General features: G+C 64.2%; 13 protein-coding genes. 9 read left to right on the forward strand and 4 right to left on the reverse strand.

Annotated features, from left to right (window positions below):
- Window positions 1-55 precede the first annotated feature (55 nt).
- The 9 genes from FJV83_RS10400 to FJV83_RS10440 all read left to right on the forward strand — a co-directional run bounded on the left by FJV83_RS10400 (window position 56) and on the right by FJV83_RS10440 (window position 10,515).
- Window positions 56-2,179, forward strand: a complete 2,124-nt coding sequence (locus tag FJV83_RS10400) for an SMP-30/gluconolactonase/LRE family protein (protein WP_142887160.1) — start codon at window positions 56-58, stop codon at window positions 2,177-2,179.
- Window positions 2,176-3,231 carry a hypothetical protein gene (locus FJV83_RS10405; protein ID WP_142887159.1) on the forward strand — a complete coding sequence of 352 codons (1,056 nt, stop codon included), beginning with the start codon at window positions 2,176-2,178 and terminating at the stop codon, window positions 3,229-3,231. The genes FJV83_RS10400 and FJV83_RS10405 overlap by 4 nt, the downstream gene beginning before the upstream one ends.
- Window positions 3,231-4,727, forward strand: a complete 1,497-nt coding sequence (locus FJV83_RS10410; protein ID WP_142887158.1) for a sugar ABC transporter ATP-binding protein — start codon at window positions 3,231-3,233, stop codon at window positions 4,725-4,727. The genes FJV83_RS10405 and FJV83_RS10410 overlap by 1 nt, the downstream gene beginning before the upstream one ends.
- Window positions 4,728-4,838: 111 nt before the next feature.
- On the forward strand, window positions 4,839-5,246 hold the full coding sequence (locus FJV83_RS10415; RefSeq protein WP_142887157.1) for a carboxymuconolactone decarboxylase family protein: 408 nt from the start codon (window positions 4,839-4,841) through the stop codon (window positions 5,244-5,246).
- Window positions 5,247-5,485: 239 nt separating this feature from the next.
- Complete coding sequence (locus FJV83_RS10420) at window positions 5,486-6,334, forward strand: metallophosphoesterase (protein WP_142887156.1); 849 nt, start codon at window positions 5,486-5,488, stop codon at window positions 6,332-6,334.
- Window positions 6,331-7,482 (forward strand): ABC transporter ATP-binding protein, encoded by a 1,152-nt coding sequence (locus FJV83_RS10425; protein ID WP_142887155.1) that lies wholly within the window; start codon window positions 6,331-6,333, stop codon window positions 7,480-7,482. Before FJV83_RS10420 ends, FJV83_RS10425 begins: the two co-directional genes overlap by 4 nt.
- On the forward strand, window positions 7,475-8,398 hold the full coding sequence (locus FJV83_RS10430; protein ID WP_142887154.1) for a sugar ABC transporter permease: 924 nt from the start codon (window positions 7,475-7,477) through the stop codon (window positions 8,396-8,398). Before FJV83_RS10425 ends, FJV83_RS10430 begins: the two co-directional genes overlap by 8 nt.
- Complete coding sequence (locus tag FJV83_RS10435) at window positions 8,395-9,225, forward strand: carbohydrate ABC transporter permease (RefSeq protein WP_095773841.1); 831 nt, start codon at window positions 8,395-8,397, stop codon at window positions 9,223-9,225. The genes FJV83_RS10430 and FJV83_RS10435 overlap by 4 nt, the downstream gene beginning before the upstream one ends.
- A gap of 24 nt (window positions 9,226-9,249) precedes the next feature.
- Window positions 9,250-10,515, forward strand: a complete 1,266-nt coding sequence (locus tag FJV83_RS10440) for an ABC transporter substrate-binding protein (RefSeq protein ID WP_095787669.1) — start codon at window positions 9,250-9,252, stop codon at window positions 10,513-10,515.
- Window positions 10,516-10,748: 233 nt separating this feature from the next.
- Here FJV83_RS10440 and FJV83_RS10445 read toward each other — a convergent pair whose 3' ends face one another.
- From FJV83_RS10445 to FJV83_RS37530, 4 genes are read right to left on the reverse strand one after another with little or no spacing between them, the layout of a single operon-like run.
- On the reverse strand, window positions 10,749-11,636 hold the full coding sequence (locus FJV83_RS10445; protein WP_185973471.1) for an amidohydrolase: 888 nt from the start codon (window positions 11,634-11,636) through the stop codon (window positions 10,749-10,751).
- Window positions 11,636-12,754: a VWA domain-containing protein gene (locus FJV83_RS10450; protein ID WP_185973472.1), complete on the reverse strand. Its 1,119-nt coding sequence runs from the start codon at window positions 12,752-12,754 to the stop codon at window positions 11,636-11,638. Before FJV83_RS10450 ends, FJV83_RS10445 begins: the two co-directional genes overlap by 1 nt.
- 5 nt (window positions 12,755-12,759) lie before the next feature.
- Window positions 12,760-13,641 (reverse strand): MoxR family ATPase, encoded by an 882-nt coding sequence (locus FJV83_RS10455; RefSeq protein ID WP_142887152.1) that lies wholly within the window; start codon window positions 13,639-13,641, stop codon window positions 12,760-12,762.
- Between the two features lies 1 nt (window position 13,642).
- Window positions 13,643-14,647, reverse strand: a complete 1,005-nt coding sequence (locus FJV83_RS37530) for a molybdopterin cofactor-binding domain-containing protein (RefSeq protein WP_142887151.1) — start codon at window positions 14,645-14,647, stop codon at window positions 13,643-13,645.
- Between the last annotated feature and the right edge of the window lies 1 nt (window position 14,648).

Below are 14,648 nucleotides of genomic sequence, written 5' to 3' on the forward strand. Positions count from 1 at the left end.
CCACGAGGTGGCCGGATCAGTTCGGCCACCTCTTTCTCATGAGCCACGGCAGCCAATGTCCTTTCGCGAACGCCTCCAATCCTGGCGCTACAATCTCGTGCCCGACCATCTGGTCGGCGAGATCCTGACCAAACGCTGGACCGACAACGCCATTCCCTTCCTGGCGCTGGTGGTGACATTGGTGAGTTTCGGCTCGATCATTCCGGGCTTCTTCAAGCTGAACGCGCTGCAGGAATCAACCCGCCAGCTCGGCGAATTCTCCATGGTCGTCACCGGCATGACGGTGGTGATGCTGGGCGGCGGCATCGACCTGTCGGTCGGCTCGATCTTCGCGCTGTCCTGCTTCTCCGCCGTCTATGTCTTCTTCATCCTGGAACAGTCGATCTGGTTGGCGATGGCCGCCTCGCTCGCCACCGGGCTGATCTTCGGCGCCATCAACGGCTACCTCGTCGGCTACCTCAGGCTGCGCGCCTTCCTCACCACGCTGGTCACCTTCATCTTCGGCCGGGCGCTGTTCGACATATTGGTCACCACCTACGCCGCCGACGTGCAGCTTTCGACCGCTACCTCGGATGTGCTGGATTTCATCGGCGACAGCACCTTTTGGGGGCTCTCGGTCTCGGTGTGGCTCGCCATCATCCTTGCCATCGTCACCCATATCGCGCTGACGCGCTCGCGGCCGGGCTGGCATGTGCTGGCGGTCGGCGGCTCCCGGCGCTCGGCGCACAATGCCGGCATCCGCGTGCGCCGCACCGTGTTCATGACCTATGTCTTCTCCGGTTTCTGCGCTTCGATCGGCGGTTTTCTCATCGCCTGCCGTTTGAGCGGGGCAGGGCCGGGCACCGGCCTCAACCTCGAGATCATGGCGCTGACGGCGGCGGTGGTCGGCGGCGTCAGCCTGGGCGGCGGGCGCGGCTCGGTGATCAAGGGGTTGATGGGCGCCATCATCGTCTTGACCATGACCAACGGGCTGATCCGGCTGGGCTACGGCACCGGCACCAACCAGATGGTGCTCGGCATCATGCTGGCGGTGGCGGTGACCATCGACATCCGCTGGCTGAAGAACCGCCATAAGGTGCTGAACGAAGTCTATGTCGCGCCGGTCTACCTCAAGATGGGCGAGACACAGTCGGCGGTACCGGGCTCCGGCACGCCTTACGAACTCGACAACCGGCTGTCGGCGGCCGACCATATCGGGCTTGGCGAACTGGAGGGGCCGGAGGATGTCATCCTCGACCGCGACGACCATCTCTATTGCGGCACCCGCCATGGCGAGATCGTCCGCTTCTTCGCGCCGGACTATGTCAGGTCGGAAGTGTTCGCCCATATTGGCGGCTTCCCGCTGGGCCTGGCCTTCGACAAGTCAGGCAATCTGATCAGCTGTGTTGGCGCCATGGGGCTCTATTCCGTCTCGCCGCAGCGGGAAGTAAAACGCCTGTCGGCCGAGACTGCGCGCTCCTGGACCTCGATCGTCGACGATGCGCGGCTGCGCGATCCCAACGATTGCGACATCGCTCCCGACGGGCGCATTTATTTCACCGACTCGACCAAGCGCTACGACGCCCATGATTGGGCGCTTGACTCGATCGAGAACCGCGCCACCGGGCGGCTGCTGGTCTACGACCCCGGGGACGGGTCGACGAAGACCCTGCTCGACGGCTACCGCTACACCAACGGCGTGTGCATGGCGCATGACGGCAAATCGCTGTTGTTCGCCGAAAGCTGGGCCTGCCGCGTGCATCGCTACTGGCTGGAAGGGCCGAAGGCCGGCACCGCCGAATGCGTCATCCGCGACATGCCGGGCTATCCCGACAACATCAACCGCGCTTCCGACGGCAATTACTGGATGGCGTGGCTCGGCATGCGCACGCCGAGCTTCGACCTGTCGCTGCGCCATCCCGACATGCGCAAGCGCATGACGCGCCGGCTGCCGCAGGACGAGTGGCTGTTTCCCAACATCAACACCGGCGGCGTGGTGAAATTCAACCAGAAGGGCGGCATCGTCGAGGCTCTGGGCGACCTTTCCGGCGCCGCGCATCCGATGGTTACCTCGATGCGCGAACACAAGGGCTACCTCTTCGTCGGCGGCATCCTCAACAACCGCGTCGGCCGCTACAGGATTTCAGGCGCCGATCCGAACTGGACCAGCCCGGCTTCCTATTGGGGAGCAAAGCCATGATCCTCGCTCCGATCCTGGACATGTTTCGCGGCAAGGCGGTCACCATCCCACCGCTGGATGGCGCTTTCCGGCCCAACACGCGGCTGGACGATGCATCGTCGTTTGCCGAGCTGAGCGAGCCTGACAATCTACTGGCCTCCGGTGATCGGCTGCTCGCCTCCAGCGGCAACGCAGTCTATTCGCTTGCCGCCGGAGCCGAGCCCAAGGTGATCGAGACCTTTCCGTCGCCCATCACGGCTCTGGCCGGGTCGCCATCGGGCGAACTCACGGTGGCACTGGAAAGCGGCAAGCTGCTGGTATCAGGCAAGGAGCTTTCGCTGCCGGCTGATCTCAGCTGCATCACAGCACTTGCCTATGCCGAAGACGGCACGCTGTGGCTGGCCAATGGTTCGGCCGAACATGCGCCCTCGCAATGGGCGGCCGATCTGATGAAGAAGGGTGCGTCCGGTTCGCTTTGGAAACGCGACGCGACGGGCCGCGAATTCCGCAAGGTGGCCGGCGATCTCGCCTTTCCCCATGGGCTCCACCTAATCGGCAGTGACGTGCTGGTCAGCGAAAGCTGGCGCCATCAGCTCATCCGCTTTGACGGCGCTGCGGGCAGCCGTTCAACCGTGCTGACGCATCTGCCCGGCTATCCCGCGCGGCTTTCTCCGGCCGGCGATGGCGGCGCCTGGCTGGCGCTGTTTGCACCACGCAACCGGCTGATCGAATTCGTTCTGCAGGAAACGCACTACCGGCAGGATATGATCGACCAGGTGCCGCCGGCCTACTGGATCGCGCCGGCGCTGGCCTCCAACCGCAGCTTCCTCGAGCCGCTGCAGTGCGGCGGCATCCGCACCATGGGCATCCACAAGCCGTGGTCGCCGAGCCGCTCCTACGGCCTGGTGGTCAGGCTCGACGCAGAGATGCAGCCGCAATTCAGCCTGCACAGCCGCGCCAACGGCACACGCCACGGCATCTGCAGCGTGACGGAAAAGGCCGGCCGGCTGTTCATCGCCTCCAAGGGCGGCGACTGCGTTCTGGCTGTCGACCTCGCTTCGGGAGGTTTTTGATGGAACCGATCGTCCGTCTGGAGAACGTCACCAAGAACTATCGCGGCGTGCCCGCGGTCAAGAATGTCAGCTTCGACTTGCGCAAGGGCGAGATCCACGCGCTGCTCGGCGAGAACGGCGCCGGCAAATCCACGCTGACCAAGATCATCGCAGGGGTGGTCGACGCCACCTCCGGCAAGATGTTCCACAAGGGCAGCGAGATCGCCTATGCGTCGCCGCACGCGGCTCTCGAGGCCGGCATCGCCATGGTGTTCCAGGAAACCAGCCTGGTGCCGTCGATGACGGTGGCGCAAAACCTCTATCTCGGCACTGAGAAATTCCTCAACCGGCTGCGCGGAACGTATATTTCAGCACAGCAGTTCCTGCAGTCCCTGAATTTCCCCGTCGATCCCAACGCCATGGTGGCGACGCTGGGCGCGGCCAAGCGGCAGATGGTCGAGATCGCGCGCGCTGTCCACCACAATGCCGAGATCATCATTTTCGACGAGCCGACGGCGACGCTGACGCCGGAGGAAAAACGCCACTTCTTCGCGCTGATCCGTCGGCTCAAGGCGAGTGGCGTCTCCATCGTCTTCATCAGCCACGCGCTGGAAGAGGCGCTTGCCATTGCCGATCGCATCACCGTTTTGCGCGACGGAGAACTGGTCATCACCGATCACACGTCGACCTTCGACCGCGACAAGATCGTCGCGGCCATGGTCGGGCGCACATTGTCGGGGCAGATCTACCGTCAGCGCGACGAGGCCAGACTGCGCAAGGCCGGCAAGAAGGTGCTGTCGGTGCAGGACATTTCGATGAGCAATGTCGTGCGCAACAATTCCTTCTCGATCTTCGAAGGCCAGATCACCGGCGTGTTCGGGCTGATCGGTTCCGGCCGCACCGAGACCTTCAAGATCGTGTCGGGCATCTACAAGCGCGATTTTCTGCGCGGCGGCGCGATCGAGCTCGACGATCGGCCTGTGCGCTATCTCGTGCCGAGCGAGGCGGTGGCCGACGGCATCGTCTACGTCACCGAGGACCGCAAGAGCGAAGGCATCTTCGAGACGATGGGCATTGCCGAGAACCTGTTCGGGGGGCTGCTCGCCGCGGGCCGCGAAAAGGCCTGGGTGATCAACCAACAGGAGATGCGGCAGCTGTCGGCACAATGGACGAAGACGCTCAACATCAAGGCGATCAACGACAATGCCAGGGTGGTCGAACTGTCCGGCGGCAACCAGCAGAAGGTGGTGATAGGCAAGGGGCTGGTGCAGCAGCCGCGCATCGTCATCTTCGACGAGCCGACGCGTGGCGTCGATGTCGGCGCCATCGCCGAGATCCATCAGATCATCAATCGGCTGGCCGATGAGGGATTGGCCGTCGTCGTCATCTCGTCCTACCTGCCGGAGATCATGAACCTGTCGGACCGGATTCTGGTGTGCCGACAGGGCCGCATCGTCGAAGAGTTTTCGCCGGCGGAGGCGACGGAGGAGAAGATCATGTACGCGGCGGTGCATTAGGATGCTGGCTGGTGCGCACGTCGAAAACTGAATCAGAAGAGCCGATTAGCCACCTTTGCTCGAGACCTGATTCGACGACCTGATCCATCGGTTCAACGAAGGAAAAACGCCATGGCCACCACAAGACTGCTCAGCGATCCCGAGGTCGAAAAAATCCCGGCGGTGAAGGCCGTGTTCGACGATATCAGGGCGACGCGCAAGTCGGATTTCGTCAACAATTTCTGGCGCGGGCTGGCCAATGATCCGGCGTCGCTGAAGCGGGTGTGGGAACAGCTGAAGGCGGTGATGGTGGCGGACAGCGCCATCGATCCGCTGACCAAGGAAATGATCTACATCGCGGTGTCGACCGCCAATGGTTGCTCCTACTGCGTCCACTCGCATACGGCGGCGGCCCGGGCCAAGGGCATGACCGACGCGCAGCATGGCGAACTTATCTCGATCATCGGGCTCGCCGGCCAAACCAACCATCTGGTGACGGCGATGCAGATCCCGGTCGATCCGCAATTCGAGGTGAAGTGAGCTTTTCGCGCGCCGTCACAAGATTGTGAGCGCAGCCAATGTGTCGCGCACCGGCGGTAAGCGACTGAAATCTTTTCGGTTTCCACGTTGCGGTGCGTGCCTCCAGCCCTCTTCGACGACCGTTGCCTGCAATTGCGCGGTTTATCCCGGCCGCTGTTAAGGAAGTGACATGGAACGGCACTAAGGAAGCCCCATGCGATACCGCTTGCCTGGGGCGCGGCTCGTATGGTGGAGCCGGCATGAAAATCGTTCAGATTACAGACACCCATTTCGGTCCGACCAAGCCGCATTTCAACGGCAATTGGGCACCGCTCGCCGCCTGGATCGAGCAGAGCGGCGCCGACCTTGTCATCCACACCGGCGACCTCAGTGTCGACGGTGCCGACAAGGATGACGATATCGCCTTCTGCATGGATCTGATGCGGGAAATCTCCACGCCGATGCTGCTGGTGCCCGGCAATCACGATGTCGGCCACCTGCCGGGTTCGTTGCAGCCGGTCAATGCCGGGCGCCTTGAGCGCTGGCGCCGGCTGGTTGGGCACGACTACTGGATGGAGGATGCAGGGAGATGGCGCCTCATCGGCCTCGACAGCCTGCTGATGGGCTTCGACGATGCGGAGGACGAGGCGCAGTTCGACTGGCTGCGCACCGTGCTGGAAAGCCGTGGCGGCCGGAGCATCGCCCTCTTCGCCCACAAGCCGCTGTTCGTCGATGCGCCCGGCGAGGGCGACACCGGCTACTGGAGCGTCAGGCCGGCGCAGCGCCAGCGCCTCTACGATCTGATCGCCGCGCACGATGTCGCGCTGTTCGCAAGCGGCCACCTGCACCGGGCATGGCAAGGCCACTACGAAAGCACGTCGCTTGTATGGGGGCCGTCGGCCGCCTTCGTGGTCGGTGACATGGAGCGCGACATGCCGGGCGAACGGCTGCTTGGCGCCGTCATCCATCAACTCGGGCATCAATTCGGCGACACCGTCGCCAGCGAGATTGTCGCCATACCCGGCATGACGGCTTACGTCCTCGATGACGTGGTGGCCGAGGTCTATCCGCACGAGGCGCACAAGGTTCGAAAGCGGGTGGCGTCATGAGCGCGCTGTCGCTTCGCGGGCTGAAAAAATCCTTTGGTGGCAACGCCATTCTGAATGGCGTTAGCCTCGATGTCGAAGCCGGCGAATTCATCGCGCTCGTCGGCCCTTCCGGATGCGGCAAGAGCACCTTGCTGCGCATTCTGGCGGGGCTCGACCATGCCGACAGCGGCGAAATCTTCGTCGGCGGCAAGGACATGTCGCCGGTCGCCGCGGCCGACCGCAACATCGCCATGGTGTTCCAGTCCTACGCGCTCTACCCGCATCTGACGGCTGGGCAGAACATCGCCGTGCCGCTCGCCATGAAGCGGCTGAGCCGGTCGCAGCGCCTGCCGTTGGTCGGCCCCCTGCTGCCCGGCCAAAAGGATATTCGCACCGGCATCGCACGCGATGTCCGCGAGATGGCGGGTTTGCTCAAGATCGACCATCTGCTCGACCGCAAGCCGGGGCAGATGTCGGGCGGCCAGCGCCAGCGCGTGGCGCTGGCGCGTGCCATGGTGCGCCATCCCAGCATCTTCCTGATGGACGAGCCGCTCTCCAACCTCGATGCCAATCTGCGCGTCCATGCCCGCGGCGAGATCGTCGAACTGCACCGCCGCGCCGGCGTGCCGACGCTCTATGTGACGCACGACCAGGCCGAGGCGCTTTCGATGGCCGACCGGGTGGCGGTGATGATCGGCGGCAATCTGCTGCAGCTCGCCGCGCCGGAAATGATCTACAACGATCCCGCCCATATCGAGGTCGCGCGTTTCGTCGGCCAGCCGAGGATCAACATCATCCCGGCGTTCGCCGAAAACGGCCGTGTCGGTTTCGAAGGCATCCGGCTGGCTTTGCTGGAGAAGGTGGCGAACGGCCCGGTCAGCCTCGGCATCCGGCCGGAATTCGTCAAACTGTCTCCCAGCGGCCGGAGCGGCCTTGCCGGGATGATCGAACGGCTCGAGTTCCTCGGCTCGGAAGTCATTGCCCATTGCCGGCTCGAGACCTCCGGCGACGCCGTCGTCGCCAAGCTGGCACCGCATAAGGCGAAGGACCTGATCGCAGGAATGAAGGTGGGTCTCGTCCTGGCCCCTGAGCAGGCGATGGTCTTCGGGCCGGAAGGAAAGCGGCTGCGCGTCGCGGCAGGTGCGCGGCAGGAGCCGGCCTTTGTCTAGCGTCGCGCTGGCGGGCAATGTCGCGAGCGCCGCGGCGCTGCGTGCGCGCAGCGAAGACCGGACCGCCTGGCTGCTGGCGGCGCCGGCCATCGTGCTGTTGCTGCTGTTCGTGCTGTTGCCGGTGGCCGCCGTCATCTTCCTCGGCTTCACCGATTTCGAGCTCGGCTACGGCAAGTTTCGCTTCGTCGGCTTCGAGAACTACGCGCATCTCCTGAACGACCGCACCTTCCGCCGGTCGCTGTGGAACACCTCGGTCTATACGGCCATCGTCGCGCCGGTGTCGATCGTGCTTGGCCTGGGGGTTGCCCTGCTGATCGAAGGCGAGGGGCGGGCGCGCGGTTTCTTCCGCACCGTCTATTTCCTGCCGGTCGCCTCGCTGATTGTCGCCATGGCGACCGTCTGGCAATACATCTTCCACCCGACGATCGGGCCGCTCAACGCGCTGCTTTCGCTTGCCGGCATTCCCGGCCCGAACTGGCTCGGCGCGTCGAATACCGTGCTCTACAGCCTGTCGATCATCGGCATCTGGCAGTCGGTCGGCTTCAACATGGTGCTGTTCCTGGCAGGCCTGACGGCCATCCCGCGCGAGCTCTATGCCGCCGCCCATGTCGACGGCGCGAAATCGGCGCTCGACCGGTTTTTCCTGGTCACCTGGGCGATGCTCGGACCAACGACGCTGTTCGTCGTCACCATCAGCATCACCAATGCGGTGAAAGTCTTCGAAACGGTGAAGATGCTTACCGACGGCGGCCCCAACAAGGCCTCCGAAGTGCTGCTTTTCACCATCTACCAGGAAGGCTTCGTCTATCTGCGCGTCGGCTACGCCTCGGCGATGACGGTCGTCTTCCTGGCGATCCTGATCGTGCTAATGCTTCTGCAATACCGCGTGCTCGACCGGCGGGTGCATTACACATGAACAGCATCCCGGCCGGCCGCATCATCCGCTTCGCGCTGCTTTCGCTCGGCGCGCTGATGATCCTTGCGCCCTATATCTTCATGATCTCGACCGCGGGCAAAACGCAGAGCGACATCTTCACCTCGTCGCTGGCGCTCATCCCGCAGCATTTCTACTTCGCCGAGAATTTCGCCAAGGCGTTTGCCAAGGTGCCGATGGCGACGCTGCTGTGGAACGGTGTCATCGTGTGCGGCCTGATCTTCTTCTTCCAGGTCGTGGTGGCGATCCCTTGCGCCTATGCGATGGCCAAGCTGAAGTTCCGCGCCGCGCGGCTGATGATGGTGCTGGTCATGCTCGGCCTGCTGGTGCCGATCCATGCGACGGCGCTGCCGCTCTATGTCGCCTTCGACAGGATGTCGCTCTTGAACAGCTACACCTCGCTGGTCGCGCCCTTCACCATTTCGGTGTTCGCGATCTTCATGTTCCTGCAGTTCTTCCGCGCCATGCCCGACGACCTGCTGCACGCGGCGCGGCTCGACGGCATGTCCGAACTCGGCATCGTCGCGCGCGTCATCGTGCCCAATGCCTGGCCGGCGGTCACCGCCTTCGCGATCTTTTCCGTCGTTGCGCACTGGAATGATCTCTATTGGCCGCTGATCGTCGTCAGCAAGCAGGCCTACGCCACGCCGCCGCTCGGCCTGATGTATTTCCGCGCCGCCGAGGCCGGCGACGACTACGGCGCGCTGATGGCCGCCACGCTGATCATCACCCTTCCTCTCGTCGCCGCCTTCCTGCTCGCGCAGAAACGCTTCGTCGAGGGCATCACCATGACCGGTCTCAAAGGCTGATCGGACCAACAAGGAGCACGAACGATGAAGCATATTTCTAGGATTTTTGCCGCAGCAGCGGTGTCACTGGCGGCGGCCCTTCCCGCCTATGCCGAGACGACGCTGACGGTTCACTACCCGATGCCCGGCTTCTTCAAGAACGTGATGGACACGATCTCGAAGAAGTTCATGGAGGAAAATCCCGACATCAGGATCCAGTTCGCCAGCCCGTCGGCAACCTATGAAGAGGGCATCCAGACCATCCTTCGCCAGGCCGGCACCGACGAGATGCCCGACATCACCTTCATCGGCCTCAACCGCCTGCGCATGCTCAATGAGCGCGACGTTGCGGTCGATCTCGGCCCGCTGGTCAAGAAGGAAGGCAATATGGCGGAGCTCGGCTTCTCCGACACGATTCTGAAACTGGCGCAGGTCAATGGCAAGCAGGTTGGCCTCGCCTTCGCCACCTCCAATCCGATCATGTATTACAACGCCGACCTGGTGAAGGCGGCCGGCGGCGATCCGGACAATCCGCCCAAGACCTGGGACGAGGTCATCGCGCTCGGCGGCAACATCAAGGCGCTCGGCAATGGCATCGACGGCATCGACTTCCGCTGGCAGGGCGATGACTGGATGTTCTCGGCGCTGCTGTTCGGCGCCGGCGGCAAGATGCTGAACGAGGACGAAAGCAAGGTCGCCTTCAACGGGCCGGAAGGCGAGAAGGCGGTGGAGACCCTCGAGCGCATGGTGAAGGAAGGCGGCATGCCGGTCTTCACCAAGCCGGCGGGCGAACAGGCGTTCGCGGCCGGCAAGGTCGGCTTCGAATTCCAGACCACCGGTGCGCTGGTCAACACGATCAAGAATGTCGGCGACAAGTTCACCCTGCGCACGGCCAAGATCCCGCTGATCGATCCGATCAACGGCCATCTGCCGACCGGCGGCAATGCCGTGGTCATCCTGACCAAGGACGCGGCCAAGCAGGAGGCCGCCTGGAAGTTCGCGAAATTCGCCGCCGGCCCCTATGGCGCCTCCGTCGTGGTGCCGGGTACCGGCTATGTCCCCAACAACGAACTGGCGGCGAAGTCTCCCGAGTATCTCGGCGATTTCTACAAGAAGAACCCGCTGTTCCAGGCCGGGCTCAGCCAGATGCCGCTGATGGTTCCATGGTATGCCTTCCCGGGCCACAATGGGGTCAAGGTCACGCAGACGATCGTCGACAATCTGTCGCGCATCGTCGACCAGTCGGCCTCACCCAAGGAAGCGCTCTATGACGCGGCAAGCGACGTCGAAGGCATGTTGCCGACGCAGTAAGGGTTGTGTGGCGGCTTCTTCCTTCCCCCTTGTGGGGGAAGGTGGATCGGCGCGCAGCGCCGAGACGGATGAGGGGTATTCCAGCGGAGTGAGGCGTGGTGTTCCCTGGAGCACCCCTCATCCGATCTCGCTTCGCGAGGCCACCTTTCTCCCGCAAGGGTGTTTGGACCGGGGACATCGCGAACAGGTGTGCGATTTTCCCGATCCAAACAAAGGGGAGAAGGAAGAGAGCGCTACACTGGCCGATAAACCTTTTCGGCCGTGTTCCAGAAAATGCCGGCCTCGGTTTCTGCACCATGTTTCGCCACCGCATCGCGGTGCGCCTTGATCAACTCGGCATGGCTGGTCCAGAGCTTCTCGATCGGGAAATTCGAGCCGAACATCAGATGATCCGCACCCAGAATATCGATGGCGTTGTCGACGATATAGGCAATCAGCGCTGGGTCGTTGCGGTGGACGAAGGTGCCGAGACCGGACAGCTTGGCATAGAGGTTTGGTGCGGCCGAAAGCGTGCGAAGTCCGGCCTTCCAGGCCTCGGTGGTTACCGGCTCCGGGCCGGTCAGCATGCCGGCATGGGTGAGGATGAAGTTGGTCTCGGGGTTCTCGCCGACCAGCGTCAGCCCGTCCTTCATCTGGGCGGGGAAGAGCTGCAGGTCGAAGGACAGGCCGTAATCCTTCAGCCTCGCGACATTGGCCCGCACCTTGGGGTCGATGACCTGATCCGCCGAGGCGGCAAAGCGGAAAGCCGGCGTCCCGTGCCAGTGCAATTGCATGCGCACGCCGCGCAGCAGCCTGTATTGCATCAGCCGGTCGATCTGAGGCCTGACATCGTCGACCGTCATGTCGGCATAGCCGACGATGGCATGCGGCCAGCCGGTCTCGTCAGCGGTCGTCTGCAGGAAGGCGACTTCCTTCTCGAAATCCTCCTTGGCCCAGTTGGTCTGGACATAGACGGCTTTCTCGACGCCTGACGCTTTCTGGTCCTCGAGGAATTCGCCGATCGGATAGTCGCGACGGATTGGCTCGTAGGGGCCGAAGATGCGCGGCACCATCGGCCCGACCAGCCAGGGCTGATCCTTCTGGCGCCAGATGTGGAAATGCGCGTCGATGGCTTTCTGCATCACGATACCTTTTTCCAGATTGTCGATGCCGTGGGGGCAGGGCGGGCGAGCGACAGGATGAAATCGGTGAGGCTGGTCAGCGACGAGCCGTCGATGAGATCGTCGAGATCAGGCAGGATGGCGCGCAGCGCTGCCGTTGCCGGCCGGAAGCGCGGGTCGCCGGCCAAAGGCGTGGCCAGCGACAGCCGGAAGGCGCGGGCGCTCAGCCGGCGCATCGCGGTCTCCAGTTCGGCATGGTCGCCGCGCTCCAGAGCGTCGGACAGGATGATGACTGCTGCTCCACGCGCGAAGGACGAGAAGCGCGGCACGGAGAGAAAGGCGAGCAACGTCGGCCCCATGCGGGTGCCGCCGTCCCAGTCGTCGACCTGGGCTGCCGCGCGGGCCAGCGCCTGATCGCGGTCACGGATGCGCAGGGCCGAGGTGATGCGGGTGAGCCGCGTGCCGAAGGTGAATATCTCGGCGCGGCCGGCGCCTTGCACGGCGGCATGCGCCAGCTTGAGATAGTCCGCCGTGTGCAGTTTCATCGAGCCGGAGACGTCGATCAAGAGCAGCAGCTTGCGCGGCACGGTCTGGCGGCGGCGCAGCAGCGGCGAGGGCACGTCGCCATCGGCGCTGACGATTTCCCTGAGCGAGCGGCGCAGATCGAGCTTGCCACGCGAAGGGGTGCGCACGGTGCGGAAGGAGCGGCGGGCGGGCAAAGCGGAGGACAGTTTTCGGCGAAAGGCGGTCAGCCTGTCGTCGTCGCGCTGGAAGTCGCGCGTGCTCAACTGTTCCAGGGCCGAGGATAGCTCGCCGCCTTCCCGGCTACGCTCGGCCTCGGTCCGCTCATCGTCGGCGCCGCCATCATCCTTGATGCGGGTTTCCTCGTCTGCTTCGCCTTCGACCACGGCTGACGTGTTGCCGTAGAAATGGCTCTGGAAGTGGACCTCGAATTCGTCGCGGCGATCGGGTGGCGGCGCCAGCGTGGCAAGGGCGGCTTCGTGGATGTCAGACATTGAGCGTGGGCCAAGTAATGTCACGGCTTGCATGAAGCCGGAGATTTGTTCGGGTGCGACGGCGAAACCGTAGCGGCGTAGCAGCCGGCCGAAGCCGAGGAAGGGCGCGGCCGGGCGAGGCAGCGCCCTCACCCCAGCGCCTCCTCGACGATGCGGCCAAGCTCGGGCGCGATGTAGGAGAGATCTTCCTCGTCCTTGATCAGCACACCGATGGCGCGGCGGAAGGCCTCGGGCCATGGGCTGCCGCCCTTTTCCAGAATGGTGGCGGCGTTGGCCCATTCGACCGCTTCGGCGATACCGGGCGGCTTGGCCAGCGGCCGGGCACGGATGGTCTGCACGGCTGCCGCCACGGCGCGCGCGGTGGCCTCGGCGACATCGCCGGCGCGCAGCATGATGATGGCGGCCTCACGCTCGGCCTCGGGATAGCCGATCCAGTGGTAGACGCAACGGCGGCGCAGCGCTTCGGCGAGTTCGCGGGTGCGGTTCGAGGTCAGGATGACGATCGGCTGGGCGGCGGCGCGGATGGTGCCGCGCTCGGGAATGCTGATTTGGAAGTCGGAGAGGAATTCCAGCAGCAGCGCCTCGAATTCATGGTCGGAACGGTCGATCTCATCGACCAGCAGCACGCGCTGCTCCGGTGCCCGCAAGACCTGCAGGAGCGGGCGGGCGATCAGGAAACGGTCGTCATAGATGTCGATCTCATGCTCGCCGGCATGGCGGATGGCGAGCAGCTGGCGCTGGTAGTTCCATTCGTAGAGCGCGTGAGCGGCGTCGATGCCCTCATAGCATTGCAGCCGCACCAAATCGCGGCCGAGCAGCTCGCCGATCGCCTTGGCCGCTTCGGTCTTGCCGACGCCGGGCGCGCCTTCGAGCAGCAGGGGCTTGCCCAGCCGGATCGCCAGGAAGATGGCCGTGGAAAGGCTGTCGTCGGCCAGGTAGCACGAGGCGGCAAGGTGCTGCGCTACCGCCTCCGGCGAGGTCGCGACAGTCTCGGCGCTGAGCTCGGGCATGTCAGTTTGCCGCTTGCGCCTTGAGCGCGCGCAGGATGCGTTCCGGCGTGATCGGCAGCGTGTCGATGCGCACGCCGACCGCGTCGAAGACGGCATTGGCGACCGCCGGTATCTGCGGGTTGGCGCACATTTCCCCCGGACCCTTGGCGCCGTAAGGCCCGTCCGCCGACGGCCGCTCCAGCACAATGATCTCGGTCTGCGCGAGGTCGCCGGGACCCGGCATCAGGTATTGGTTGAAATCGGTTCCGCCATGGTCGCGGTTGGGATAATAGGGCTCGGTGGTCTCATAGAGCGCGTGGCTGATGCCCATCCAGGAACCGCCGACCAGCTGCTGCTCGACCATTTTCGGGTTCAGCGCGCGGCCGATCTCGAACACGTTCTTGACCGTTAAAACCGTGACTTCGCCGGTCTCGTCATCGACCTCGACTTCGGCCACGGTGCAGGCGTGGGCGTAGCAGGTCGACGGCTTCATCGCGCCGGTCTCCTTGTCCGGGTAGGAGCGCGGGATCAGGAACATGCCCCGGCCCGATATGGACAGGCCGCGCTTGAAATGCGCCGACAGCGCGACATCGAAGATCGAGATCGATTTCTGCGGTGCGCCCTTGACCAGTATGTTGCCCTGGCCGTCGGTCTCGAGGTCAGAGGCGTTGACCTCCAGTTCCTCGGCAGCGACTTCCAGCATCACCTGGCGCGCTTCCCTGGCCGCCTGGATGACGGCGTTGCCGGCGCGGTGCGTGCCGCGCGAGGCGAACGTGCCCATGCAGTGCGGGCCGGTGTCGGTGTCGGCGGTGTCGACGACGACGCGGTCGGTCGGCACGCCGATGGTCTCGGCGCAGATCTGCGCCATGATCTGCTTCATGCCCTGGCCGAGATCGACGGAGGACAGCGTCACCATGAAATTGCCGGTCGGCGTCGAATGGACCAGCGCCTGGGTCGGGTCGCCGCCGAGATTCATGCCGGTGGGATAGTTGATCGCGGCAACGCCGCGCCCGCGCCGGATCGCCATA

Origin of the sequence: Mesorhizobium sp. WSM4307 (assembly GCF_007003945.1) — a bacterium.
GTDB lineage: Bacteria > Pseudomonadota > Alphaproteobacteria > Rhizobiales > Rhizobiaceae > Mesorhizobium.